The sequence below is a fragment of the Bacillus sp. FSL K6-2431 genome (assembly GCF_038005165.1).
In the GTDB taxonomy this organism is placed as follows: Bacteria; Bacillota; Bacilli; order Bacillales; family Bacillaceae; genus Bacillus; species Bacillus pumilus.
This window is the reverse complement of sequence record NZ_JBBOSQ010000001.1, coordinates 892406-915746: the sequence shown is the minus strand read 5'-3', so window position 1 is coordinate 915746 and position 23341 is coordinate 892406. Positions and strand designations below refer to the sequence as shown.

30 protein-coding genes, 1 tRNA gene, 1 pseudogene and 2 riboswitches are annotated in these 23341 nt (G+C 42.0%); of the genes and pseudogenes, 22 read left to right on the top strand and 10 right to left on the bottom strand.

Annotation, left to right across the window (positions count from 1 at the left end):
• Window positions 1–40 precede the first annotated feature (40 nt).
• The 10 genes from MHH40_RS04720 (at window position 41) to MHH40_RS04675 (ending at window position 8990) form a co-directional block, all read left to right on the top strand.
• A complete protein-coding gene (locus MHH40_RS04720; RefSeq protein ID WP_050945261.1) occupies window positions 41–1882 on the top strand; it encodes a monovalent cation:proton antiporter family protein in 1842 nt (613 codons plus the stop codon).
• A 59-nt stretch (window positions 1883–1941) separates the two neighbouring features.
• Window positions 1942–2051, top strand: a riboswitch (TPP riboswitch).
• Window positions 2052–2129: 78 nt separating this feature from the next.
• Complete coding sequence (gene tenA / locus MHH40_RS04715) at window positions 2130–2840, top strand: thiaminase II (RefSeq protein WP_003211004.1); 711 nt, start codon at window positions 2130–2132, stop codon at window positions 2838–2840.
• Entirely contained in the window at window positions 2815–3432 is a 618-nt protein-coding gene (gene tenI / locus MHH40_RS04710; RefSeq protein ID WP_050945259.1) for a thiazole tautomerase TenI, read from the top strand. The genes tenA and tenI overlap by 26 nt, the downstream gene beginning before the upstream one ends.
• Window positions 3416–4528: a glycine oxidase ThiO gene (gene thiO / locus MHH40_RS04705; protein ID WP_050945258.1), complete on the top strand. Its 1113-nt coding sequence runs from the start codon at window positions 3416–3418 to the stop codon at window positions 4526–4528. Before tenI ends, thiO begins: the two co-directional genes overlap by 17 nt.
• Window positions 4525–4728 (top strand): sulfur carrier protein ThiS, encoded by a 204-nt coding sequence (thiS, locus tag MHH40_RS04700; RefSeq protein ID WP_044139614.1) that lies wholly within the window; start codon window positions 4525–4527, stop codon window positions 4726–4728. The genes thiO and thiS overlap by 4 nt, the downstream gene beginning before the upstream one ends.
• Window positions 4729–4732: 4 nt before the next feature.
• Window positions 4733–5500 carry a thiazole synthase gene (locus MHH40_RS04695; RefSeq protein ID WP_050945257.1) on the top strand — a complete coding sequence of 256 codons (768 nt, stop codon included), beginning with the start codon at window positions 4733–4735 and terminating at the stop codon, window positions 5498–5500.
• Complete coding sequence (locus MHH40_RS04690; protein WP_050945256.1) at window positions 5497–6510, top strand: thiazole biosynthesis adenylyltransferase ThiF; 1014 nt, start codon at window positions 5497–5499, stop codon at window positions 6508–6510. The genes MHH40_RS04695 and MHH40_RS04690 overlap by 4 nt, the downstream gene beginning before the upstream one ends.
• A 16-nt stretch (window positions 6511–6526) precedes the next feature.
• Entirely contained in the window at window positions 6527–7333 is an 807-nt protein-coding gene (gene thiD / locus MHH40_RS04685; RefSeq protein WP_050945255.1) for a bifunctional hydroxymethylpyrimidine kinase/phosphomethylpyrimidine kinase, read from the top strand.
• Window positions 7334–7484: 151 nt separating this feature from the next.
• Window positions 7485–8261, top strand: coding sequence for an enoyl-ACP reductase FabI (fabI, locus tag MHH40_RS04680; RefSeq protein WP_003211867.1), 777 nt, complete (start codon window positions 7485–7487; stop codon window positions 8259–8261).
• A 114-nt stretch (window positions 8262–8375) separates the two neighbouring features.
• Entirely contained in the window at window positions 8376–8990 is a 615-nt protein-coding gene (locus MHH40_RS04675) for a spore coat CotO family protein (protein WP_050945254.1), read from the top strand.
• 35 nt (window positions 8991–9025) lie between these two features.
• On the opposite strand, the gene MHH40_RS04670 is transcribed toward MHH40_RS04675, so the two are convergent.
• From MHH40_RS04670 to MHH40_RS04650, 5 genes are all read right to left on the bottom strand, one after another.
• Complete coding sequence (locus MHH40_RS04670) at window positions 9026–9469, bottom strand: CotY/CotZ family spore coat protein (RefSeq protein WP_044140422.1); 444 nt, start codon at window positions 9467–9469, stop codon at window positions 9026–9028.
• A 205-nt stretch (window positions 9470–9674) separates the two neighbouring features.
• Entirely contained in the window at window positions 9675–10166 is a 492-nt protein-coding gene (locus MHH40_RS04665; RefSeq protein ID WP_003211658.1) for a CotY/CotZ family spore coat protein, read from the bottom strand.
• 146 nt (window positions 10167–10312) lie between these two features.
• Window positions 10313–10795, bottom strand: coding sequence for a spore coat protein (locus MHH40_RS04660; RefSeq protein WP_044140423.1), 483 nt, complete (start codon window positions 10793–10795; stop codon window positions 10313–10315).
• 88 nt (window positions 10796–10883) lie between these two features.
• Complete coding sequence (locus MHH40_RS04655; RefSeq protein WP_050945253.1) at window positions 10884–11219, bottom strand: hypothetical protein; 336 nt, start codon at window positions 11217–11219, stop codon at window positions 10884–10886.
• A 44-nt stretch (window positions 11220–11263) separates the two neighbouring features.
• A complete protein-coding gene (locus MHH40_RS04650) occupies window positions 11264–11650 on the bottom strand; it encodes a spore coat protein (RefSeq protein WP_044140425.1) in 387 nt (128 codons plus the stop codon).
• Between the two features lie 177 nt (window positions 11651–11827).
• Here MHH40_RS04650 and MHH40_RS04645 point away from each other — a divergent pair, with 177 nt between their 5' ends.
• The 5 genes from MHH40_RS04645 to MHH40_RS04625 all read left to right on the top strand — a co-directional run bounded on the left by MHH40_RS04645 (window position 11828) and on the right by MHH40_RS04625 (window position 13304).
• The gene (locus MHH40_RS04645; protein WP_034620057.1) at window positions 11828–12178 is read left to right on the top strand and encodes a DUF1360 domain-containing protein; all 351 of its coding nucleotides are present in this window, start codon (window positions 11828–11830) and stop codon (window positions 12176–12178) included.
• A gap of 71 nt (window positions 12179–12249) precedes the next feature.
• Window positions 12250–12378, top strand: a complete 129-nt coding sequence (locus MHH40_RS04640) for a hypothetical protein (RefSeq protein ID WP_267885153.1) — start codon at window positions 12250–12252, stop codon at window positions 12376–12378.
• Between the two features lie 86 nt (window positions 12379–12464).
• Window positions 12465–12686 (top strand): hypothetical protein, encoded by a 222-nt coding sequence (locus MHH40_RS04635; RefSeq protein WP_050945252.1) that lies wholly within the window; start codon window positions 12465–12467, stop codon window positions 12684–12686.
• Window positions 12687–12770: 84 nt separating this feature from the next.
• Window positions 12771–12908 (top strand): YjcZ family sporulation protein, encoded by a 138-nt coding sequence (locus tag MHH40_RS04630; RefSeq protein WP_003212017.1) that lies wholly within the window; start codon window positions 12771–12773, stop codon window positions 12906–12908.
• Window positions 12909–13046: 138 nt separating this feature from the next.
• On the top strand, window positions 13047–13304 hold the full coding sequence (locus MHH40_RS04625; RefSeq protein ID WP_003212292.1) for a stage VI sporulation protein F: 258 nt from the start codon (window positions 13047–13049) through the stop codon (window positions 13302–13304).
• Window positions 13305–13320: 16 nt separating this feature from the next.
• On the opposite strand, the gene MHH40_RS04620 is transcribed toward MHH40_RS04625, so the two are convergent.
• Window positions 13321–15633, bottom strand: a complete 2313-nt coding sequence (locus MHH40_RS04620; RefSeq protein ID WP_050945251.1) for a UvrD-helicase domain-containing protein — start codon at window positions 15631–15633, stop codon at window positions 13321–13323.
• A gap of 126 nt (window positions 15634–15759) precedes the next feature.
• Here MHH40_RS04620 and MHH40_RS04615 point away from each other — a divergent pair, with 126 nt between their 5' ends.
• A complete protein-coding gene (locus MHH40_RS04615) occupies window positions 15760–16017 on the top strand; it encodes a hypothetical protein (RefSeq protein ID WP_003210759.1) in 258 nt (85 codons plus the stop codon).
• A gap of 82 nt (window positions 16018–16099) precedes the next feature.
• Here MHH40_RS04615 and MHH40_RS04610 read toward each other — a convergent pair whose 3' ends face one another.
• From MHH40_RS04610 to MHH40_RS04600, 3 genes are read right to left on the bottom strand one after another with little or no spacing between them, the layout of a single operon-like run.
• Window positions 16100–16534 (bottom strand): GNAT family N-acetyltransferase, encoded by a 435-nt coding sequence (locus MHH40_RS04610; RefSeq protein WP_050945250.1) that lies wholly within the window; start codon window positions 16532–16534, stop codon window positions 16100–16102.
• Window positions 16535–16540: 6 nt separating this feature from the next.
• Window positions 16541–17056 (bottom strand): YjcG family protein, encoded by a 516-nt coding sequence (locus tag MHH40_RS04605; protein WP_003210845.1) that lies wholly within the window; start codon window positions 17054–17056, stop codon window positions 16541–16543.
• A gap of 52 nt (window positions 17057–17108) precedes the next feature.
• Window positions 17109–17849 (bottom strand): alpha/beta hydrolase, encoded by a 741-nt coding sequence (locus tag MHH40_RS04600; protein ID WP_012009609.1) that lies wholly within the window; start codon window positions 17847–17849, stop codon window positions 17109–17111.
• A 221-nt stretch (window positions 17850–18070) separates the two neighbouring features.
• Window positions 18071–18192: riboswitch (SAM riboswitch) on the top strand.
• Between the two features lie 79 nt (window positions 18193–18271).
• On the opposite strand from MHH40_RS04600, the gene MHH40_RS04595 reads away from it, so the two are divergent.
• The 5 genes and pseudogenes from MHH40_RS04595 (at window position 18272) to MHH40_RS04575 (ending at window position 21363) form a co-directional block, all read left to right on the top strand.
• On the top strand, window positions 18272–19390 hold the full coding sequence (locus MHH40_RS04595; protein WP_050945249.1) for a methionine biosynthesis PLP-dependent protein: 1119 nt from the start codon (window positions 18272–18274) through the stop codon (window positions 19388–19390).
• Complete coding sequence (gene metC, locus MHH40_RS04590) at window positions 19387–20565, top strand: cystathionine beta-lyase (protein ID WP_050945248.1); 1179 nt, start codon at window positions 19387–19389, stop codon at window positions 20563–20565. The genes MHH40_RS04595 and metC overlap by 4 nt, the downstream gene beginning before the upstream one ends.
• A 128-nt stretch (window positions 20566–20693) precedes the next feature.
• Window positions 20694–20766, top strand: a tRNA-Val gene (locus tag MHH40_RS04585).
• 183 nt (window positions 20767–20949) lie between these two features.
• Window positions 20950–21083: pseudogene (locus MHH40_RS04580) on the top strand (peptidoglycan-binding domain-containing protein); the annotation flags it as partial.
• Between the two features lie 103 nt (window positions 21084–21186).
• Window positions 21187–21363 carry a hypothetical protein gene (locus tag MHH40_RS04575; RefSeq protein ID WP_199852773.1) on the top strand — a complete coding sequence of 59 codons (177 nt, stop codon included), beginning with the start codon at window positions 21187–21189 and terminating at the stop codon, window positions 21361–21363.
• 39 nt (window positions 21364–21402) lie between these two features.
• Here the strand turns inward: MHH40_RS04575 and MHH40_RS04570 are convergent, their stop codons facing one another.
• Window positions 21403–22137 carry a hypothetical protein gene (locus tag MHH40_RS04570; RefSeq protein ID WP_050945247.1) on the bottom strand — a complete coding sequence of 245 codons (735 nt, stop codon included), beginning with the start codon at window positions 22135–22137 and terminating at the stop codon, window positions 21403–21405.
• A 250-nt stretch (window positions 22138–22387) separates the two neighbouring features.
• On the opposite strand from MHH40_RS04570, the gene MHH40_RS04565 reads away from it, so the two are divergent.
• Window positions 22388–23218 (top strand): sialate O-acetylesterase, encoded by an 831-nt coding sequence (locus MHH40_RS04565; protein ID WP_050945246.1) that lies wholly within the window; start codon window positions 22388–22390, stop codon window positions 23216–23218.
• The last annotated feature ends 123 nt before the right edge of the window (window positions 23219–23341 follow it).

Here is a 23341-nt window from a genome sequence, read left to right as displayed (position 1 = left end):
CCATAAAAGATTAAACATCAATGTTAGGAGGCTTTAGCCAATGGAGCATACATCTGTTTCATCACTCGTTGTCGTTATTATTGTTGCCTTTTTCACCCCACTTTTATTGCACCGATTTAAGCTGACCATTCCGGTCGTTGTTGCTGAAATCATCATGGGGCTCATCATTGGAAAAAGCGGTCTTCAACTGGTAGTTGAACATGATGCATGGTTAGATACGTTATCCATGCTCGGTTTTATTTTTCTGATGTTTTTAAGTGGACTTGAAATAGATTTTTCTTCTTTCGAGTCAAAGAAGAAAGCACGAGAACTACCAAATGGTCTAAAAGAACCGAATACGTTTAAAGCAGCCACTATTGTTTTTCTTGGCGTATTTAGTATTTCTTTTATTCTGTCCTATGCGTTTGTCCTTGCAGGGTTTATCCAAAATGCCTTTTTAATGACGCTCATTATATCGACGATCTCATTAGGGGTAGTGGTTCCCACCTTAAAAGAGGAAAAATTGATGCAGACGAATATCGGTCAAATCATCTTGCTTGTCGCTGTCATTGCGGATTTGGTGACGATGATTTTACTTGCTGTATTTTCCTCCATTTATGGCGATGGTACAGGGAATATGTGGCTTCTGCTCTTATTATTTGCTGCGGGCATCCTTCTTTATTTATTTGGCCGCGTATTTAAGACAAAGTCAATTTTTCAGTCCATGTCAAAAGGGACTGTGCAAATTGGGACAAGGGCGATCTTTACTCTCATTATAGTCTTAGTTGCTTTATCTGAATCACTCGGTGCTGAAAATATTCTTGGGGCGTTTTTAGCGGGCGTACTTGTGTCCCTTCTTTCGCCGAATAAAGAGCTTGTCCAGCAGCTGGATTCATTTGGCTACGGATTTTTGATCCCCATCTTCTTTGTGATGGTCGGAGTGGATTTGAATATATGGGCACTGTTCAAGGACCCAACTATTATGATCATGATCCCGCTGCTATTTATTGCATTACTGATTAGTAAGCTCATCCCGATTCTTTATTTGAAAAAATGGTATGACATGAAAAAAGTAATCGGCTCTGGCTTTTTATTAACATCGACATTATCACTCGTCATTGCAGCTGCGACGATCGGGGAGCGGCTCGGAGTCATTGATCATAAAATGTCCGGCGCGCTGATTTTAGTCGCGATACTCACGAGTATTTTAACGCCAGTTTGGTTTAAAGCACTGTTTAAAAAAGAACAAGCTGTGAGCCATAAAAAACGTGTGACCTTTATTGGTGCAAATCAGCTGACCTTACCTGTCACACTCGATTTACATCAGGATGAATATGATATTCGAATTTTGCATGTCTTTCAAGAAAATAAAGAAGCGATGCTCGCCGACTCCATCTTTGAAGTCGAATCAATTGAAGAGTACGACGATGAGACGCTGCGAAAGGCAGGCGTTGGCCAGGAGGATGTCCTCGTCGTCGCAACAGGCAGTGAGACGAAAAATAAGGAAATTGCTTTATTTGCAAAGGAAGAAGGAGCAAAACAAGTCATTGCGAGTGTGAATAAAGCTGAGGCAGAGCTAACATTGAAGGAAGCGGGCATTGATACGTTTTCTAATTTCCTATCATCTAAAACGGTGCTAAGAGCCTTGATTGAAGCACCGGATGCGATTCGATTATTAACAAATGAGGATACTTCCTTGTATCAAATTCAAATGAACAATCATCGCTATCACAATGTCATGCTGAGGGAATTTCCGTTTACCGGCGATTTGGTCTTTGTCCGTATTTTCAGAGGGATAGACAGCTTAGTACCACATGGAGATACGACGCTTAGAAGCGGTGACCGTGTTCTTGTGTCGGGCTCTCGTGAGTATGTAGCAGGACTTAGAGCCCAATTAGAGTGAGAATGAACCCTTGACCAATGAACAATTCCTGATTAAGATAGAAGTACAACATCATATATTTGATCCACTAGGGGAGTCCTTTAAAAGGGCTGAGATAAAAGTATCGACTTTTAGACCCTCATTACCTGAACAGGTTCATACCTGCGTAGGGAAGTGGTGCGGTTTTTGATTATGCTTTTTACAAATTCCAAGCCACTTTCCATACGGAAAGTGGCTTTTTTATATGGAAAAACAGGAGGAGAGAAACATGACATTTTCAACTGAATGTAAAGAAGCAGCAGCACCATGGTGGAATGGAAGCTTTACACACCCCTTTGTGAAAGGGATTGGCGATGGCACGCTGTCACTCGATCGTTTCACGTATTATGTGATGCAAGATTCATATTATTTAACTCATTTTGCAAAGGTGCAAGCATATGGAGCGGCAATTAGTGAGGACTTACATACGACCGGCAGAATGGCGTATCATGCGCAGGGAACGTATGAAGCAGAGCTGTCGCTGCATAGAAAGTTTACAGAGCTTTTAGAGATTTCAGATGAAGCCATCGAGAACTTTAAGCCTTCTCCCACTGCATATGCGTATACGTCTCATATGTACCGATCTGTGAAAAGCGGACGATTCGAAGAGATATTAGCTGCGTTATTGCCGTGCTACTGGCTTTATTATGAGGTGGGTGAAAAGCTGAAACAAACCACACCTGACCATCCGATTTATCAGGAATGGATTTTGACATATGGAGGGGATTGGTTTAAGGAACTTGTCTTTGAACAGGTCAACCGCTTTGATGAACTAGCCGAAAAAGCACCAGAACATGTACGGGCCAATATGAAAGAAAATTTTGTGATTTCAAGCTATTACGAATACCATTTCTGGGAGATGGCGTATCAAAAAGAAATGTGGCAAACAGCATGCTTAGATGGGGTTGGTGCAAATGGAACTCCACGCAGTGACAAATGATTCGCTTCCTGCGGGTGAGCTGATCAAACAAATAAAAAAAATTGCACCTGAAGTGGATTTTATTCATATCCGGGAACGGTCTAAAACAGCAAGTGAGCTTGTTGATCTCGTGAAAGGTCTCCTTTTAGAAGGTGTACCGAAAGAGAAGCTCATCATCAACGACAGAGTAGACGTTGCACTGCTCACCAATATTCACCGGGTACATCTCCCGGGCCATAGCTTTTCGCCAAAAGAGCTGCGGCAAAAATTCCCTCATCTTCATGCGGGCGTCTCTGTTCATTCGATTGAAGAAGGGAAAGCAGCTGAGAAAAATGGAGCAGAGTATGTCATATTTGGTCACGTATATGACACCACTTGTAAACCAGGACTTCAGGCAAGAGGCGTACAGCTTGTGAAAGAACTGACATCTCTACTATCTATTCCAGTCGTGGCAATCGGTGGTGTGACACCTGACCGCATTCCAGAATTGAGACACGCGAATGTGAAAGGGATTGCTGTCATGTCTGGAATTTTTACTCATCATCAGCCGCGCAAGATGGCACAAGCATTTTCTAAACAAGTAAAGGAGCATCCTTATGAAGAAGCATTATGATGTGGCAATCATTGGTGGTGGAATCATAGGGATGTCCATTGCCTATCACCTTGCAAAAGCAGGAAAGCAGGTCGTCTTATTTGAGGCGAATGAGGTAGGGAAGCAAACGACAAGTGCGGCTGCTGGGATGCTTGGTGCACATGCTGAAGGAGAGGGTCATAAGGATATTTTTTTTCAAGTAGGCAGAGCAAGCCAGGCATTGTACGAAAAGTTAAAAGTCGATCTACAGCATGAATCTGGCATTGATATTCGAACATCAGCGGGCGGTATCATGAAGGTAGCCTTTACAGAAGAGGAGAAACAAGCACTTTGCCGCATGCAGCATTTGTCTACATTTGAGTGGCTTGACGCAAGCAGCGTAAAAAAATGCATGCCTCAAATAGCAGAGAACATCTTAGGAGCAGGTTTGATTAAAGAGGATGTTCATGTCGAACCTTATGCGGTATGCCGGGCATTTTGGCAGGCGGCGGTCAGGTACGGGGCAGAAGTGAATGAGTGTACACCCGTGATCGAAGTGAAGCGGGAGAAAGAAGCGTTAGCGATTAGAACAACGAAGGGAACATTCACATGTGATGATCTCACTGTAGCAAGTGGTGTATGGTCTGGCCGTTTTTTTGAAGAGCTTGGATTATCTCATTCTCTTTATCCAGTAAAAGGGGAATGTGTGTCTGTATGGAATCATGGTCCAGCACTCCAACACACCATTTACCATGATCATAGTTACATCGTTCAACGAGATAGCGGCAAACTGGTCGTTGGCGCAACGATGAAGCCAAACGAGTGGCAAACTGTTCCGACGCTTGGCGGCATTGAAGCTGTTATTCAAAAGGCGTCACAGCTGATGCCTTCGATCAAGGAGATGCCGATTGATCAGTGCTGGGCTGGCCTTCGTCCGGCGACAAGCGACCGGCATCCTTATATCGGAAGACACCCGGAAGATCAGCGTATTCTTTTTGCTGCAGGGCATTACAGAAATGGTATTTTACTTGCCCCGATTACTGGAGAAATCATTCGCGACCTGATATTAGGTGAACCGGTCCAAAAGGAATGGCTTCACGCATTTCGTATTGGCCGAAAGGAGGCACTGTTTGTATGAAAATTCAATTGAATGGCAGAATCGTTGATTTCGAACAAGAAAATGGAACGATCTATGACCTGCTATCAGACTATCAGCTTGAAAATCGAGTAGTGATTGTGGAAAAGAACCAAGAAATTATCGATAAAGAAGCGTTTCAACAAGTGAAAATTGAACCTAATGACACGATCGAAATCGTTCACTTTGTAGGAGGAGGATGACAACATGCTGCACATTGGCGGAAAGACATTCACATCAAGATTATTACTTGGTACAGGAAAGTACCCATCATTTGAAGTTCAAAAAGAAGCCGTGAACGTATCAGAAGCAGAAATATTAACCTTTGCTGTGAGAAGAATGAACATTTTCGAAGCATCTCAGCCAAACTTTTTGGAGCAGCTTGATTTATCAAAATATACGCTGCTTCCGAATACAGCTGGTGCTAGTACAGCGGAAGAGGCAGTTCGTATTGCTCGTTTAGCAAAGGCTTCTGGACTGTGTGACATGATCAAGGTAGAAGTCATTGGCTGCTCAAGGTCTCTTCTGCCAGATCCAGTCGAAACGTTAAAAGCATCCGAAATGCTACTCGAAGAAGGATTTATCGTGCTGCCATATACATCTGATGATGTGGTACTGGCAAGAAAATTAGAAGAGCTAGGTGTCCATGCCATCATGCCAGGTGCTTCGCCGATTGGTTCAGGGCAAGGCTTACTAAACCCTCTGAATCTCTCATTTATTATCGAGCAGGCAAAGGTACCGGTGATTATTGATGCTGGTGTAGGCTCTCCAAAGGATGCGGCTTATGCGATGGAGCTAGGGGCTGACGCTGTATTACTGAACACCGCTGTGTCAGGTGCAAAGGACCCTGTGAAAATGGCTAAAGCCATGAAGCTGGCGATTGAATCAGGAAGGCTCGGCTTCGAGGCGGGACGTATTCCTTTGAGAAACTACGGGACAGCAAGCAGTCCGCAGGAAGGAATGCCGGCATTTTGAGCACACGTTATTCACGACAAGAGCTCTTTCAGCCAATCGGCATAGAGGGGCAAAAGCGGTTAAATGACTCAAAGGCTGTCATTATTGGTGCAGGAGCGCTTGGAACAGCTAGTGCGGAAATGCTCGTTCGTGCTGGCGTTGGATCTGTCACCATTTTGGATCGAGATTATATTGAATGGAGCAACCTTCAGCGTCAGCAGCTTTACACAGAGCAAGATGTACAGGATCGGCTGCCAAAGGCTGTGGCAGCTGAAAATAGACTCAAGCAGGTGAACAGTGACGTGCATGTCAAAGGAATTGTCATTGATGTGACCGCTGAACATATTGATGAACTTGTCAGCGGAGCTTCAATCATTGTTGATGCAGCGGATAATTTTGAGGTGAGAATGATCGCAAATGATGCTGCCGTCAAACATCAAATTCCATTCCTTTATGGAGCTTGCGTCGCCAGCTATGGTATTCAATTTACTGTCATGCCAGGTGAAACGCCGTGTTTACACTGCCTGCTTGAACATTTACCCGCACAAGGCATGACATGTGATACAGCCGGTATCATTAGTCCAGTTGTGCAGCAGGTGGCAGCATATCAAGTGGCAGATGCTCTGAAGTATTTAACAGGTCATCAAGTGACGCCAATTTTAAGATCCTTTGATTTATGGACCAATGAGCGGTCTGACATCCGATCAGCCAGCTCCTTAAAGAAGAAGCAATGTCCAAGCTGTGGGCTGAAGACATATCCTTTTCTCTCCTATGACAAGAGAGCGAAAGCAGATGTACTATGCGGCCGCAATACGGTCCAAATCCGCAGTGCAGCCGAAACCCCGCCGCCATTACACGAAGTGGCTCTTCGGTTAAAGAAAGCAGGGATGGATGTCCTTGAAAATCCGTATTTGCTTTCCTGTCAAAAGGATGAATATAAGCTTGTCTTATTTAAAGACGGCAGAGCCCTTGTCCATGGCACAAATGATATGGCAAAAGCAAGAACCATTTATCATCAATGGATTGGCTAATGAGAGGTGTGATGAAATGACGATCAAAAAAGCATTCACAATTGCAGGTTCTGATTCTGGCGGCGGAGCAGGCATTCAAGCTGATTTAAAAACCTTTCAGGAGCTCGGTGTGTTCGGAATGTCTGCGATCACAGCGATTACAGCACAAAACACACTAGGTGTTCACGGAGTATATCCGCTTTCAAACGAGGCGTTAGAAAGTCAAATTGATGCAGTGGCAGAGGATTTACTGCCAGATGCCGTCAAAACAGGAATGCTGTGGAGCGCAGACATGATCAAGATAGTTGCTGAAAAAACGGTTCAATATGACATGAAGCTCATTGTCGATCCAGTGATGATCGCAAAGGGAGGCGCTTCTTTATTAAATGAAGATGCGGTCACAGCGTTGAAAACACACTTGCTGCCTGTCAGCTATGCCGTAACGCCGAATCTTCCTGAGGCAGAAGTGCTGACAGGCATGCGGATTCAGACAAAAGAGGATCGCTATCTAGCAGCGGAGCGTTTATATGAGCTTGGTACGAAACATGTCGTGATCAAAGGCGGTCACGGTCCATCTGGCGGAATGATTACAGACCTATTGTATGATGGAAAAGGCTTTATAGAAGTCACAAACGAACACATTGATACTCCCCATACACATGGCACAGGCTGCACGTTTGCAGCGGCATTAACAGCTGAAATTGCGAAAGGATCCTCCATGAGGGAGGCTTTTGACACAGCAGAAACCTTTGTCCATGAAGCCATCAAGTTCCCTTTGAATATTGGGGCTGGACACGGACCTACCAACCATTTTGCTTATCAGCAAAACCGGCTCAAACGATGAGAGAATCGAACCGTCTTCATTTGCGAGGACGGTTTTTTGATGAAAAAAAAAACTTTCTTTCTGCGGAAATTGTCATTCTCTCTTGATCTGTGATAATATTATGATCAGGTACTAATACTATGTCTTGAAAAAATAGGAGGCTTTATTACATATGAACTTTTCTTTAGAAGGCCGTAATATCGTGGTAATGGGTGTTGCCAATAAACGAAGCATCGCTTGGGGAATTGCCCGCTCACTTCACGAAGCTGGAGCTCGTTTGATTTTTACTTATGTTGGAGATCGTCTTGCTGAATCTGTAAAAGAACTTGCAAGCACACTTGAGCGCGATGATTCAATCATTCTTCCATGTGACGTGACAAGTGACGAAGAAATCGAAAAATGTTTCGCTACAATTAAAGAAAAAGTACAAGTCATTCATGGCGTTGCGCATGCGATTGCATTTGCAAACAAGGAAGAGCTTGTCGGTGAATACTTAAACACGAACCGTGAAGGTTTCCTTTTGGCGCACAACATTAGTGCATACTCTTTAACAGCTGTAGCAAAAGCAGCACGTCCATTAATGACAGAAGGTGGAAGCATTGTCACGCTTACATACCTAGGCGGAGAGCGTGTGGTTTCTAACTACAACGTAATGGGTGTAGCAAAAGCAGCACTTGAAGCAAGTGTGAAATACTTAGCAGCTGATTTAGGCGCAGAAGGTATCCGTGTGAATAGTATTTCTGCTGGTCCAATTCGTACGCTATCTGCAAAAGGCATCAGTGGTTTTAATACCATTCTGAAGGATATTGAAGAGCGTGCACCGCTTCGCCGTACAACGACTCCTGAAGAAGTTGGCGATACAGCTCTATTCTTATTCAGTGATCTATCACGCGGCATGACAGGTGAGAATCTGCATGTTGATTCTGGCTTCCATATCATTGCTCGCTAACCAATTAAATGATTTGCAGCATACCGAATAAGGGTATGCTGTTTTTTTATTTTTCTTCTGATTTGAGGCGTCCGCTCATATATATAAGGAATGAATCATTCGGGAGGGATTAGTATGTCAAATAAAGGTGATGAGAACCAGAAGCCACTTATGTATATTGTTCAGCCGAGCTATGATGAATCAATGCCGGCCATGCAAAATATTGTGAGAAAGCGAAAGAAATCAGAAAAACCACAAGAAATTTCTAAGAGTAAAAAAGACAAGATCGAAGAAAGTACGCACGAGGAACCCGTGGCTCAAGAAATCGAGAAGAAAAAAGAAGCAAAGCCGCCTGAGCGTCAGCAAGAGCAAGACATGATGCAAGAAGCAGAGCTTACCCAAGAACAAGACATCACAAAAGAGCCAGAGCTTATACAAGAACGAAAACCTCAGCGAGAAGAGGAGAAGCCGCCAGAAGGCGTTTTTCATGAAACAAAAGAAGAACCTAGAAGAAAACGAGTGAAAAAGCCTTTAAGTCAGATGAGCATTGACGAAAAAGTCGATTTTCTCACAAGCCTGCCTCATAATATGCCAAGAGCCCTTTGCCTGATTGAAGCTGATGGTAAAACATATAGAGGGATTATCATGGATCGAAAAGAAGATACAGTGGTCATTCGAACAGCGGGCGGGGGAAATCCAGTTGAATTAGCAATAGATGAAATTTCCTCGATTCATCCACTTGGCTTTTAACGAATAAAAAAAGTCCCATAGAGGGACTTTTTTTGTTAGCAGTTACGGTTGATGAGTCGTGGATTTAAGCACTCGATTGCGCAGAAGCAGTCAAGATCTACTTCAATGCAATACTTCGATTTTTCTAATCGGAACACATCACATACGGAATCTTTGTCTGTAAAATCTAAAATATGACGGTCTTTGTCAAATGCGATAAGCAAGCTGAGTGTTGCGCAGTGGTCAGAGATGTGTTCGACTCTGAAAAATGTAGTGCTGAAGCAAGGACCTGCATCTACTTCTCCGACGTTTCCGAATGCGACGAATGGTTTTGATTTGGATGTAAAGAGAACAAACGGGACAGTGTCACCTAATGAATGGGATGAAGAAAGGAGATTGCTGTAACAGCTGGTCGGGCATTCTTCTTCGACGGCATTTTGTAAGTCGTTAATATTTTCAACAGCCTCTGCTACACAATTCCATGAATGTTTGCGGCTCATATTCAACCCTCCTATACTAGGAAATTTGTTTGAGTGTTTGAGCACTGTCATCATCTACAAGCTTTTTGTTTTGCCGGTTGATACTTCTACTTACAATCAATGCGGAAGCGGCAGCTCTTATGCTGACTGCTCCGCATGATTGACTGTCATTCGTAAGGAAGGGGATGCTTTGACTCATGACAAGTGAGATCAATGGCCGGTTGATTTAGCCGTGGTGATGATGCTTTTTATCTTTCGATGGCATGACTCTGTCTACTAGTTCTGGGTTTAAACATTGGATTGCGCAGAAGCAGTTTAGATCAACCTCAATACAAAAGTCCGTTTTTTCTAAACCAAAGAAGTCAGGGTCACAAGGGTGACAAACGCTTAGCGTATGTCCGTGTACATCAACAGGTCTTAATACAGATAACGTAGCACAGCAGTCGTGTAATTTTTCAACCCGGAAGAAAATGGATTCGAAGCATTGGCAATCGTCAACAAATCCTCCAATGTTTCCGAAAGTAGAAAACAATCCGCCTTTTTTATCGAAAAGTAAAAACGGAATCGTATCTTTTCCAGAAACGGTTGGGCTTAATAAATTACTGTAGCAGCTCGTAGGACATTTATCTTCTACAGCTTCCTGCTCTGCTAAAATCTTATCAACCGCATCGCATACACAGTTTTCATCATGTCGGCCATGGTGTTTTCCGCAGCTCATGGATTTCAGCTCCTTTAACAAGGTATTTGACTTTAGTCCTTAACAACATATGTATGCGCCCTCTAGTTGGTGTGGGTAAATGACTATTTATATTTGTTGTATTTTTATAAAAGGAAAAGCAGAGCTTTTCGCTCTGCTTTTGGACATTAGAGGATACCGATTGCAACGATTGTCGCAACAAGTGTTTGAGTAAGTGTTTGGATTGCGATCGAGATGTCCGCATCGATTGTCGATACTGTAACGTTTCTTGAATTTTCGATGACAAGTTTTTGGCGGTTTGTTTGTTTGTGAGTAGCGGCTTGTAAAAGATCCTGTGTGACGCGGTCTGCTAAATCCCCGTCTGCGATTGAGATATTTGTAATGGTGATGATCGCTGTTTGAACAGCTACTTGAATAGATGCTGCAACCTGTGCGTCAACAGAAGATACGTTAATGTCACAAGAGTCTCTGACGATAATGACTTCCTCAGACGTCTGCTTTGTAAAACTCACTTGATCAAAGTCTTGTAAGACATCTTCATCATCAAAAAAGTGGCCGTCACAAACTGCTTTTCTTTCGTAGTTGTTGTAATCGCCGTGGTGTGTACAGTTACGATCTAGAGCGACCCAAGAGTATGGTTTAGATTCCATTTCTATTCCTCCTTCCGTTTACTTTATTAAATGCTGGAATGAATGGTTTTGTCTCGGGCATTTACCCTAGCAGGCAACCCATTTTTATTTAATCGTTGTTTCGCTGCGCATCACGGCGCTGCTGAATACGATCTCGAAGTGAATTTCGTTTTGGACGTACTTGCGGTTCAGGCGCTGCTTCTTCCACATGTTTTGCTGCCTCAGCCTGCCTTTTTTTCTCCTGCTGCTGCTGTACGAAGTCATCTGCTTTCTTTTGTAAGTCCTCAACTAATTTCAAAATCATTCTTCTTTGATCATCTGAAATATTTGCTTTCTGATCATCTGTGATATTGTTTTTGTTTAAAATATCACTTACAAGAAGACTCGTTAATGGATCAACATCAGTGTTGATTTGAAACTCCTTTTTTTCGTTCTCTTCAGCCACGATTATTTCACCTCTTTCATACATAATGTTAGAAAAAGAAAGGGTCAAAGAATGCCAGCTTCAACTAATAGTACATTCAATGTTTGAGTGAGAATTTGGACAGAGTTCATAATAGATGCATCTGATAATGTAATCGTGACGTTATAGCAATTGATGATTTGGATCACAGTTTTCTTTTGGACTGTCACTTGTTGTGTGGCTAAAAGCTGATCTGTGATGTCTGTAGCCAATTCATCGTCTGGTACAAGAAGTTGGATTAAAAGAGTAATGATTGTCGTTACGGTCGCTTGAAGGGAGAGTGCGGCTGTTACATCTGTTTTATGAATTGTGACATTTTCGGAATCTTTGATCTCAATGAAATCATCATAATTGCTGATTAATTCGTTTAACAGTTGTGTGTATAATAAATCAGCACTTTCTTCAATAGACAATACTTTCACTCCTTTCTTATCTATACATTATTTAATGCAGCAGAGGCTCAAGGTGGAATCGGAAAGTGTGAAAAAGTACAACCCAATTTTATTTCCGCTCGATTCATCATGGCGGTCTTTCTTTTTGCATATATAAAGAAAGGACGCAAAAAAGAAGAAAGAAGGAGGTGGAGGCTCCTGAGCGGTGCTTTGTCATTTGTCGTGTTTGCCCTCGCATCCTTTAGACTGACGAGGCTCATTGTGTTTGATACCATTACTGCTCCTTTCCGCCGTTTATTTCATGAAGAACAAGAAGAGGTCAATGAACAAGGTGAAGTAGAGACATATATTATCATTAAAGGTAAAGGGCTGCGGTCTTGGGTAGGAGAGCTGTTAAGCTGTTATTGGTGTACTGGCATGTGGTGCACTGCTGCTTTACTTCTGATATACATATTATTTCCTGTCATTAGCATGTGGCTTAATTTACTATTAGCGATTGCCGCAGCAGCAGGCATTATTGAAGCAATTGTCTCAAAGCTGGTGAAATAAACAGGCATTCTGATCAGACGCGCTTTCAAAAAATGCATATACTATCATGGAATAGGAAAGGAAGGGTTGCGATGAAACCAAATGAAACACCGTCACATATGCTTCAAGGTTATCCAGCGCAGTCAAATCAACAATCTGTTTATACGAAAAAAATCAAAAAAACAGGCTGCGGCTGTGGAAAGAAAAAGAAACCTCAATAGAAGAGAAAACAAAAGCCGGATTTATCCGGTTTTTTTGTTGCCCTTTTTTTGAGTGATGCATATGTAAGAGAGAAGGGGTGACCAGAATGGATGCATTCGAACAATTAATCGGTTCCTTGTTCACTAAACCCCATGATGGGAAAGAGCAAGCGCACGAAAAGGTTGAAATGGATCTAGCGGATAAAGCGAAGGATCTTGAGGAGCATTTAAAAGCATTTGGCGTGAAGATGGATGCTTTTGCGAAAGAAACAGAAGCATTCATTGTACGTCATGGAGAGGCAGATTACGTCTTTAAACAGCAGAAATAAAAATTCCGCACTTTTTTATGTGATCGTCCAAACCATTTGTTGTATTTTTCATATTTTGTAAGGGAGAAGAGGAGGTGCTTATATATGAGTTGTTACGGTTACGGTGGCGGTTCTTGCGGCGGCTACGGCGGAGGTTATGGCGGCGGATATGGATCAACATTTGTTCTTGTCGTTGTGCTTTTCATCCTTCTAATCATCGTTGGTGCTTCTTTCTTTAACTAAACAGTAAGAAGGTGAGGGAAGCAATAGGGGAGCCTTTTGCTTTCCTTTCTCTTTGGGCAAACAAGGCTTTAGGATAGGCACATATCTCGCCTATTTTCATATAGTAAGGTGATTACTCCACAAAGAGGAGGCAAATGAATGGATAATAAATTCTTTAAAAGCGTTGAAAATAAAACAGGTGTGAATATGAACGATGTCTTCAAGCTTGCAGGTTCTTTGCAAAATGCCAACTTTAAAGATGAAGCAACGGTTCGAGGCGTCATTAAAAAAGTAGCGCAGCTTGCGAATAAACGTGTACCGAAAGAAATGGAAGACAAAATCGTTCAATCGATTACAAGTGGAAAAGAAAAGCTTGATTTCAATACCATCGCTAAAATGATGAACAACAAAAAATAAACAACAGGCTCTCCGCTTAAAGGGGGGCCTGTTGTTTTTCTGTGAATAATTCTCGGCTTTTCTTTAGAAGGGGATATAAAAAGCGCGAGCGATGAGCGGTTTTCCCTCGTCTAAATGATGGAACCGATAGATAAAGAGATTGTTCAGCTCTTGTCATGGCCACATATAATAAACGGCGCTCTTCTTCCAAGGCTTCTTCATCACCGTTTCTGAGTTCATCAAGTGAGAAATCATGAGGCAGTGCTCCGTCGACCACGCAAGTGATGTACACCGTTTGGAATTCCAGACCCTTTGCCCGGTGAATCGTCATGAGCTGAACACCTGGTTCGTCTGTTTTTTCCTTTTCGGCAGATTTCATGTGTTCGGCATGTGCGAGAAAGGCTTCAATCGTTTCAAAGCGTTTGGCGGCGGTTTTTACATCTCGTACGTCATCCGCCCCTTTTTCAAGCACATTCGTATCATTCACTCGTTTTTTTAAGTAATCACCAAGTCCCATCTTTTGTTCAATAAACGCCACAGCATCAGACGGCTTTAAATTTCGTAACGTGCGGAACAGAGGAACAATAGATTGCAGCTTTTTCTGTTGAAACGGCTGAATATCAGTTAGTTTTCCGAGTGCGTCGACCATTGAACAATCTTCCGTGATGGTCAGTGCCTTCATTGTGTTTAAGGTCTGTTGCTTTAAAAAGAAAACTGGAAGCAGCTGTTTCATAGCAGCCACATCATCGGCATCCTGACTTAAAGAGAGAAAGGCGAGAAGAACCCGAACAATTCGTCTGCTGTAGAAGGCTTTGACACCAGCCTCCGTCTCATACGGAATCGCGGATTGATGCAGACGCTCATAAATCGCGCGGCCTCCCGTATTGGTGCGAAAGAGCACGCAGATATCATTCGGCTTTGCGCCGTTTTTAATTTTCTCCTGAATATCTGCCACGATCATGGTCGCTTCCTCTTCCTCGTCATATGGATAAAAGAGCGTAGGAGGGATTGTCTCCGATCGGACGGCTTTTAACGTTTTCTCATAACGATGCTGATTTTTCTTAATAATGGCATCCGCACTTGCGACAATTGTATGATGCGACCGATAATTGGCATGTAAATGGACAATCTGAGCCGAAGGATAATCTCGTTTGAATTCAAGAATGAAAGCAGGATTACTGCCCCTAAAGGCATAAATGGCTTGATCATCATCACCGACACAAAATAGCTGCTCACATTCTCCAGCTAACAGCTGAATCAATTGATATTGAACTGGATTTATATCCTGAAATTCATCCACCAATATATATTTGAACCGTTCTTGATACCGTTTCAGCAGTTCAGGCTTTTCAGTCAGCATGTGCAAGCAGGCAATGGCCATGTCATCAAAGTCAAATTGCTGATTGTCTCGTTTTTGATGTTCATAAGATTGATAGATCGTCCACATGTGTTTTTCCTTTTCATCCTTCAAATCAGGAAGCTCACCTGGTAAAAAAGCATTTTTCCAATAGCCGATCGATTGCAGGACTTGATCGGTAGGGTAGTCTTTTTCATCTAGTCCTTCATTCATGATGGCTTTCCGAATGTACTGTTCCTTCTGCCAATCAAACTTAATCAGGTGCTGGCCATTCCATTTGTTTGCGTCATCGTGAAGCAGCATTTTATAAAAAAGACTGTGGAAGGTGCCTGTCACCACTTGGCTTGCTTGTGATGGGTGAAGCTGATATTGCTTGCGCAGTCTTTCTTTCATTTCACTGCTGGCTTTTGTGGTGAAAGTCACGAGTAAGATATGGTGAGCAGGAATATGATGATGTGACATGAGATAAGCCGCTCTTGCTGTCAGGACTCTTGTTTTCCCGCTGCCAGCGCCAGCCAGCACCAGCATTGGACCGTCTTTATGTGTGACAGCTTGAAGCTGCGGTGTGCTAAAGGTGATATGCGGAAAGAGATCGATGGTATGTGCTTGTTCATTCTCTTCTAAATGTAACGCATCACTAAATTGAATCGACCTTGGTTCCTGCCAGTCATATGATTCATTCGTTTGCGAGATGATTTGTTTACCTGTTGGAAAACGGAAGCCCCCAAGTTCTTTATAAGAAGCACTTTCCTCTCGCTCTGCGTGTTTTTTCTGATCTTCTTGTTCTTCTGCTTGTTCACACAGCTCTTGCTGAGACATATGTTTATGAATAAAGGCAGGTTCTTCATGTATATTTAATCTGAAAAAGACTGGTTGTCCGCAATATGGGCAGAATAAGTGCCCTTTTTTTCCCTCGTCATGGAGGAATTGATAATGTTCTCTCGAATACGTATGTAATGAGATCGTTCGATCATGTCGTCGTGCGCATTTCAAAGCTAGTCCTCCAATAGTTAATCAATCTTAAAAAGAAACACATCTAATCATATCAAATGATACGTGTTTCAAACAGTATTAATTAGGGAATAGTAGAGTAGAAGAGAAGCAAAGGAGGCGTTCTTGATGGGATATATAGCCCCGATTCAGCCGGATCTGTATTTTCAATATATCAATCGTCCTGCTCCTCAGGATAAAGAAGACTACGCGAAAGTAACTAAGGTTACTCGCACCTTTCATGACAAGATATACAGAGAGTTGGAGAAAAAAGAGGACTTAGTGACAGAAGCGGAAACGAAAGTACAACAAAAAAAGCGGGAACGCTTTGTACGAGATATGTTTATGGAGGAAGGCAAAGGCGTTCATATTAATACGTATATATAAATGATTGCGCTTTCTTCCATTGACGAACGATGATAAAGAAAGAAAAGCCAGGGCATCTTGAATGCTCTGGCTTTTCTTTTGGTCAAACAGACAGTGTTTTTGTCATTTTGACATGTGTGATCCCCGCTTCTTCAAACGATTCAGATACGGCTTTGTAGCCTTTTTTTTCGTAGAAAGGAAGAGCTTGGACTTGTGCGTGCATAACCGCTTCCTTCGCTCCATTCGCAATGGCTTCTGTTTCCAGCGCTTCTAATAGTTTGTGGCCAAGGCCGAAAGCGCGCGCCTCTTTTAACACACAAATTCGTTCTAGCTTTGCCTTTGGCCCTTCAATGATCCGTAATCTAGCGGCTGCTTGAGGCTTCATTTCATCGTTATAAATGACAAAATGAATGGCCTCGTCTTCTAGTTCATCTATTTCAATCTCTATTGGGACTTCTTGTTCTTTGACGAATACTTCTTTTCGAACGTAATATGCATCTTCTCGTTGTGTTTGTGCTGTTGCGATGACTGTTTTCAAGTGTACTTAACCCTCTTCTCCTAAAATAAATGTTTCATAGACGGTCCAAGATCCGTTCTCTAATTGATATAAAAGGTGGAAGCGATCCACTGTTTCTTCATGGTCAATCTTTCTCAGCTTTAATGTGCCAAGTACGTCTGAATGCTCATCATCTGATAGTTTTTGAGCCACTGTCACATGCGGAACAAAGGCATATTCAGGTGTACCTTCAAGTGGATCTGCGTACAATCTTTCATTGAGCGCCATGATTTCCTCGTTCGGTTCTACTTTCATATAAATGACGTTGTTTACAGGAGCGAATGAACTGAATTTTTTAATACGTAACGTAATAGGAGAAACATTTTTTGCATACTCTCTTAACGTTGAGACGACCTCAGCCGCTTCTAGATCCGTTAATTCAAAAGGTGTTCTAAGTGTTAAATGAGGCGGTATGAGTGCATAGTTCGGATCATAACGCTTCCGGTAAGAGTTCGCAATATCTTGCAATTTTTTTGATGGAAATATAACAACTCCGTATTTCATCTTGTTCCCTCCTGATTAAGAAAGTATTTATTATTGTTTATTATAACAAAATTCAGTTGATTAACGAATATGGGAGCATTCTTTTTAACGAAGGCGCAATGAGCGGCTGCCAAAACGTCCATTTATGATCCCCTTCGAAGGTCTCAAATAAATAATCTGCACCTGACTGTTCAAGAAGTGCCTTTAAATCGTCGTTTGGCTGAATAAAATCAAGCACTTGGCCATCTGTTGTTTTCACAGCCGTTTCTTCCAGTCCAATTTGATGGATAATCGCATAATGAGAAAGGGCTGTCGACTGTTTAACAGCTTCTAAGACTGACTCATCGACGTAAGGGGACTGCAAAATGAGTCCGCCAAATAAAGAAGGATAATCAATCGCTGTCATAAGAGAAATCGTAGCACCCAGTGAATCACCAATAAACGTGCGACCTGAGCCAATTTGATAGGTTGGATAATGCGTATCAATATAAGGGACAAGTTCATTTGCTAAAAAGCGTTTATACGCTTCAAATTTTGTGCCGTCTGGATGATACGTATTCCGTCTTTCCGTGACATTTTCATAAGGAACACCAATGATAATGGAGCGTTCCATTTCTTTGTTTTGCATCAATTCTTCTGCCTGTCTGCCTATTTTGCCTAAGCGGAAATAATCATGACCATCTTGGGCAATGATGACATGATATGTATAAAGGGGGGAATAATTGACTGGCAAATAGATCAAAAGGGTCATATCCGCCCCAAGTTCTTTTGAATGTAAGGTTTCTTCTTGAATAATGCCTGTTTTCTTCACCATAATCCATTCCTCCAGCTAACCGATTTCATCACAAAGTGAAACGTTTCCATTCATTGTAACATGAAAAATAGCGTTGTTCCTATATGCTAACATGCAATCAATTCAGTTAACACCGAATCTGTTATAAAATACAGAAAATTTCAATTAATTGTTCAGATTCCTCTTGAAAAATGAGATTTAATGCGTTACAGTATTAAGAATTAGAACAGACAGACAACACATTCTTATCGTGAGAGGTGGAGGGACTGGCCCTTTGAAACCTCAGCAACCGGTATGCATCACTTCATGTGATGTACCAAGGTGCTAAATCCAGCAAGCAGCTTTTTTGCTTGGAAGATAAGAGGAAGCGATTAAAACCCCTTCTTCTTATGAAGAAGGGGTTTTCTGTTTTGAAATCAGATTTTTACTTAGGATGGTGTCAAATGACAGAACATGTGGAAACGACATTAGCGCAAATTGGAAACCGCAGCGAAGAGGCGACTGGTACGGTCAGTCCCCCCGTTTATCTTTCAACAGCCTACAGACATAGAGGCATAGGGGAATCAACCGGATTTGATTACATTCGTACGAAAAACCCAACAAGACAGCTTGTAGAGGATGCAATTGCTTCACTCGAAGAAGGGACGGCCGGATTTGCCTTCAGTTCGGGAATGGCTGCGATCCAAACGATCATGGCGCTATTTGAAAGCGGTGATGAACTCATCGTCTCATCAGACCTATATGGCGGTACATACCGTTTGTTTGAAAACGAATGGAAAAAGTACGGCTTACGTTTTCTTTACGATGATTTTTCAGATGAAGACTGTTTACGCTCTAAAATCACGCCAAACACAAAAGCAATCTTTATTGAAACGCCGACAAATCCACTTATGCAGGAAGCAGATATTCAAAAAATAGCGAAGATTGCAAAAGAACATGGCGCTTTGGTCATTGTCGATAACACCTTTTACACACCCGTTTTGCAAAAGCCGATTACGCTTGGAGCGGACATTGTCATCCATAGTGCAACCAAATATTTAGGTGGACACAATGACGTTCTTGCAGGGCTTGTGGTGACAAAAGGAGAGAAGCTCTCTGAAGACATGTTCCAGCATCAAAACGCAATTGGCGCCGTTTTATCTCCGTTTGACTCATGGCTGTTAATGAGAGGGATGAAAACACTGGCTCTTAGAATGCGCCAGCACGAGGCAAATGCGAAGGAGCTAGCTGAGTTTTTAAAGAAACAGCCAGAAATTCAAGATGTCCTTTACCCAGGCAAGGGAGGAATGCTGTCATTCCGTGTAGCCGAAGAGGACTGGGTCAATCCATTTTTAAAGCAGCTGAAAACGATATGTTTTGCTGAAAGTCTTGGCGGAGTCGAAAGCTTCATTACGTATCCTGCGACGCAAACGCACATGGATATTCCTGCGGAAATTCGCATTGCAAACGGTGTGTGTAACAAACTGCTCCGTTTCTCCGTTGGTATTGAGCACGTAGATGACCTGAAGGCAGACCTAAAACAGGCACTATCACAAGTAAAAGAGGAGGTACATGCCAAATGACCACACATGATTGGACATTCGAAACCCAACTCGTTCATAATGCATTCAAAACAGACCGTTCAACAGGTGCAGTCAGTGTGCCGATTCAGCATGCGTCCACCTTTCATCAAAGCAGCTTCGATGATTTTGGTCAATATGACTACTCAAGATCGGGGACTCCTACACGTCAAGCGTTAGAGGATACGATTGCGGCGCTAGAAGGAGGAACACGAGGGCTTGCTTTTGCATCAGGCATGGCAGCCATCTCAACCGCTTTTCTTCTATTATCAAAAGGAGATCACGTCCTTGTCACAAGAGATGTGTATGGCGGTACTTTCAGAATGATTACTCAAGTTCTTTCGCGATTTGGCATTGAGCATACCTTTGTGGACATGACGGATTTGAATGAAGTCAAAAGAGGCATTCAATCGAATACAAAAGTCATTTACATGGAAACGCCGTCAAACCCGACTCTAGGGATTACGGATATTAGGGGCGTCGTCCAGCTTGCCAAAGAACATGACTGTCTGACATTTTTAGATAATACATTTTTAACACCCGCTCTTCAGCGTCCGCTTGATCTTGGTGTTGACGTTGTCCTGCACAGCGCAACGAAATTTTTGAGCGGTCACAGTGATGTACTGTCAGGGTTAGCTGTAGTGAAAGACGAGAAACTGGGTGAGGAGCTTTATTCGCTGCAAAACTCCTTCGGTGCGGTCCTTGGCGTGCAGGATTGCTGGCTTGTGCTCAGAGGGTTAAAAACCCTTCAAGTCAGATTAGAAAAAGCAAGCCAAACGGCATTTGAACTCGCTTCATTCCTCAAAGAGCATCCTGCGGTGAAAAAAGTATACTATCCAGGCTTAGATGACCATCCTGGGGCAGACATTCAGCGAAAGCAAGCAAGCGGAGCTGGAGCAGTTCTCTCATTTGAATTAGAAAACCAAGCAGCGGTCAAAGAATTAGTGGATGCTGTCACATTACCTGTATTCGCCGTCAGCCTTGGCGCCGTCGAATCCATTCTGTCATACCCAGCCAAAATGTCACATGCTGCTATGCCAAAAGAAGAAAGAGAAAAAAGAGGGATTACGGACGGCCTGCTTCGATTAAGTGTAGGAGTAGAAAACGGAGAAGACCTCAAACGCGACTTCAAACAAGCACTCGATCAACTCAAGCCTGTTCTTGTAAACCAATCATAAAGAAGAGAAAAAGCCGGCGGCTGTGCCGGCTTTTTGACCTTTTTTGAACAAAACCATTGACGACGGATCATGATGATTATATAATAGAGACTGTCAGTAACAGAAAGCCCAGAACTGATACATAACCCGATTCCGTAGCTCAGCTGGGAGAGCGCTACCTTGACAGGGTAGAGGTCGCTGGTTCGAGCCCAGTCGGAATCATCGTTAGAACCCTTGCCTAGCAAGGGTTTTTTGTTTTTCTGAAAACGAATAATTGTTCTGTTTCTGTTTCTGTTGATTGGGGACGATCTTTATCCACCAGATTGTTTCTCAGTATTTTTTGGATCAAAACGATTAAGGTGTTCGACTTATCATCTGGCATCGTTAAAGTGACCGAGCTTTTGACACAATGGGATAGACGGCTACTTGGAGCAAAAACAGAAAATGTGGTTAAACGATTCCAGCTCATGTATGGGCTTAGTGCTGATGGTATCTATGGTCCGAAGACAAAAGCAGCTCTTCGAAAAGCATTGAAATAAGTAAATCCACTGTCCTTGATAGGGAATTTTTGTGTTTTAATAGTGAAAAGTTGGTTATAAGGTTAGGTAAAACGTGATATGATTGTAAAAAGGAGGTAATATGATGACATTTAAAAAAGCGTTCAATATAGGTTACCTTGTTTTGCTTTTATCTTTTATTGTCGTATATTTCTTGCTTCCAGTCGAACAAATATTTACTGCAATCATCATTCTAACCGTACTATTTGGAGTATATCAATTTGTGATTTTCAAAAAACTAAAAGAGCAAAAACAGCAATAAAAAAAGCCCTAGTCTGCATTAGACTGGGGCCTTTTTTATTCAACCAGTTCCACACATATAAACTTTTCCTGCCGATCCTACTTCGTCCAGTTTTTTATTTTTACGTTTACTGTCCGAGAACATTTTCAAGTGTCTCTTTCTCCACAAATAACAAATATCAGTGTCGGCTCGTGTTCCCCAACGTGCGGAGAAGTAACCTGTTTTCATTTTCAATTGAATCATTATTTGAGCAGCGGCAGTAGCAATCCAGCCAACATAAGGAATGCGGTTTAAAATGGCTGCTACAATCACCCCTAAAGCTGCCTTTCCTTCTACTGTAATACGGTAATGATCATATTTGGACCATGCCCATTTGCCCTTTTGTTTCTGTGTTATGAAATCATCATTTGCTAATTGTTCAATTGAATTAGTGACCGTTGGATTCATTTGATTTTCTAGTACAATGCTGTTTGCAATCTTATTTACCTGTTCTTCAATTGCTGCTATTTCGTCAGATTTTAGATAGTTACTAGAAACAGAAATATTACCTGTCTCTTTGTTAGAGGTATAGGTGATTGTGCCAAGTTTAGTTTTAAAAGTGGTAACATGTTGCGAATCGTTTTCCATGGTTTTTATATTTGTTTTCAATCCGTCTATTTCTTCGGTGAATTCTTCGTGATTTTTAAAAGAGTCGTTTTCTTTTGAGGTGTTTTTCTCAGTTGCAAAACTTGGGGGAACAGAGGTCAAAATCAGGGACAAGGACAACAAAATAATAAACAACGCCCGTTTTTTCATGTAATTCCTCCTATGGAAAATATAGTATTGCGACACAATCTTATCTTTTTCAACAAATATAAAAAAGAGACTTAAATACCATTTTATAGGAGTGTTGTGTTTTCATTGTGTTAATAGCTGAATGCACTTTTTGAATTAATTAAAATAAGCGCTAATAGGGCTTGAGATTGTTGAAATTTATAAAAAAAGAAAATGATAACGTTCAAGCGAATACATATTTAATAAAATATTTAGTGGAGGGGAAAATGATATGAAGTCATTTTTACTAATTGGACAATCCAATATGGCGGGTCGAGGCTTCATGCATGAAGTGCCGCCAATTTATAATGAAAGAATCATGATGCTGCGAAATGGTAGATGGCAAATGATGACTGAACCTATTCATTTTGATAGGCCGGTAGCTGGCGTTGGACTGGCGGCTTCCTTTGCGGAGGCTTGGTGTAAGGATCATGAAGGAGAGAAGATTGGTCTGATTCCATGTGCCGAAGGTGGCAGTTCCATTGATGAGTGGTCACGAGAGGGGGCTTTATTTCGTCATGCAATAAATGAAGCTAAATTTGCAAAGGAAAATAGCGAATTGGCCGGGATATTATGGCATCAAGGAGAAAGTGACAGCCAAGATGGGAAGTACAAAGCATATTATGAAAAAATACTAAGATTATTTCATGAGCTAAGAACTGAATTATCTGCACCTAACATTCCGCTTTTGATAGGAGGTTTGGGCGATTTCTTAGGAAAGAGAGCATTTGGCGCAGGATGTGTGGAATATCAACTGATCAATGAGGAACTACAAAAATCTGCACATCATCATGAAAATTGTTATTATGTTACTGCGAAAGGCCTTATACTTAACCCGGACGGAATTCACATCAATGCGATGTCCCAGAGAATATTTGGTATAAGATATTATGAAGCATTTCGAAAAAAAGAACATATACATGAGCCAATAACAAATGAAAATGAGTTAGTGAATGAATGTCATAATAGAATGAATACTTCAGCGGAGAAAACATATATAGCACTAGAAAAATTCACGTTGGGCAAGATGACTTACGAAGAGTTGCTGCAGGCTTTAACGTAGGCAAAGCTCATGGTAGACTTTGAATGGACAGAAACATGACATATCTCTTGAAAGGATGATTGTGGTGGTGAAAACAGATAAAGTCTCCTCCTGAATACAGTAAATCACATTCAGGAGGATATA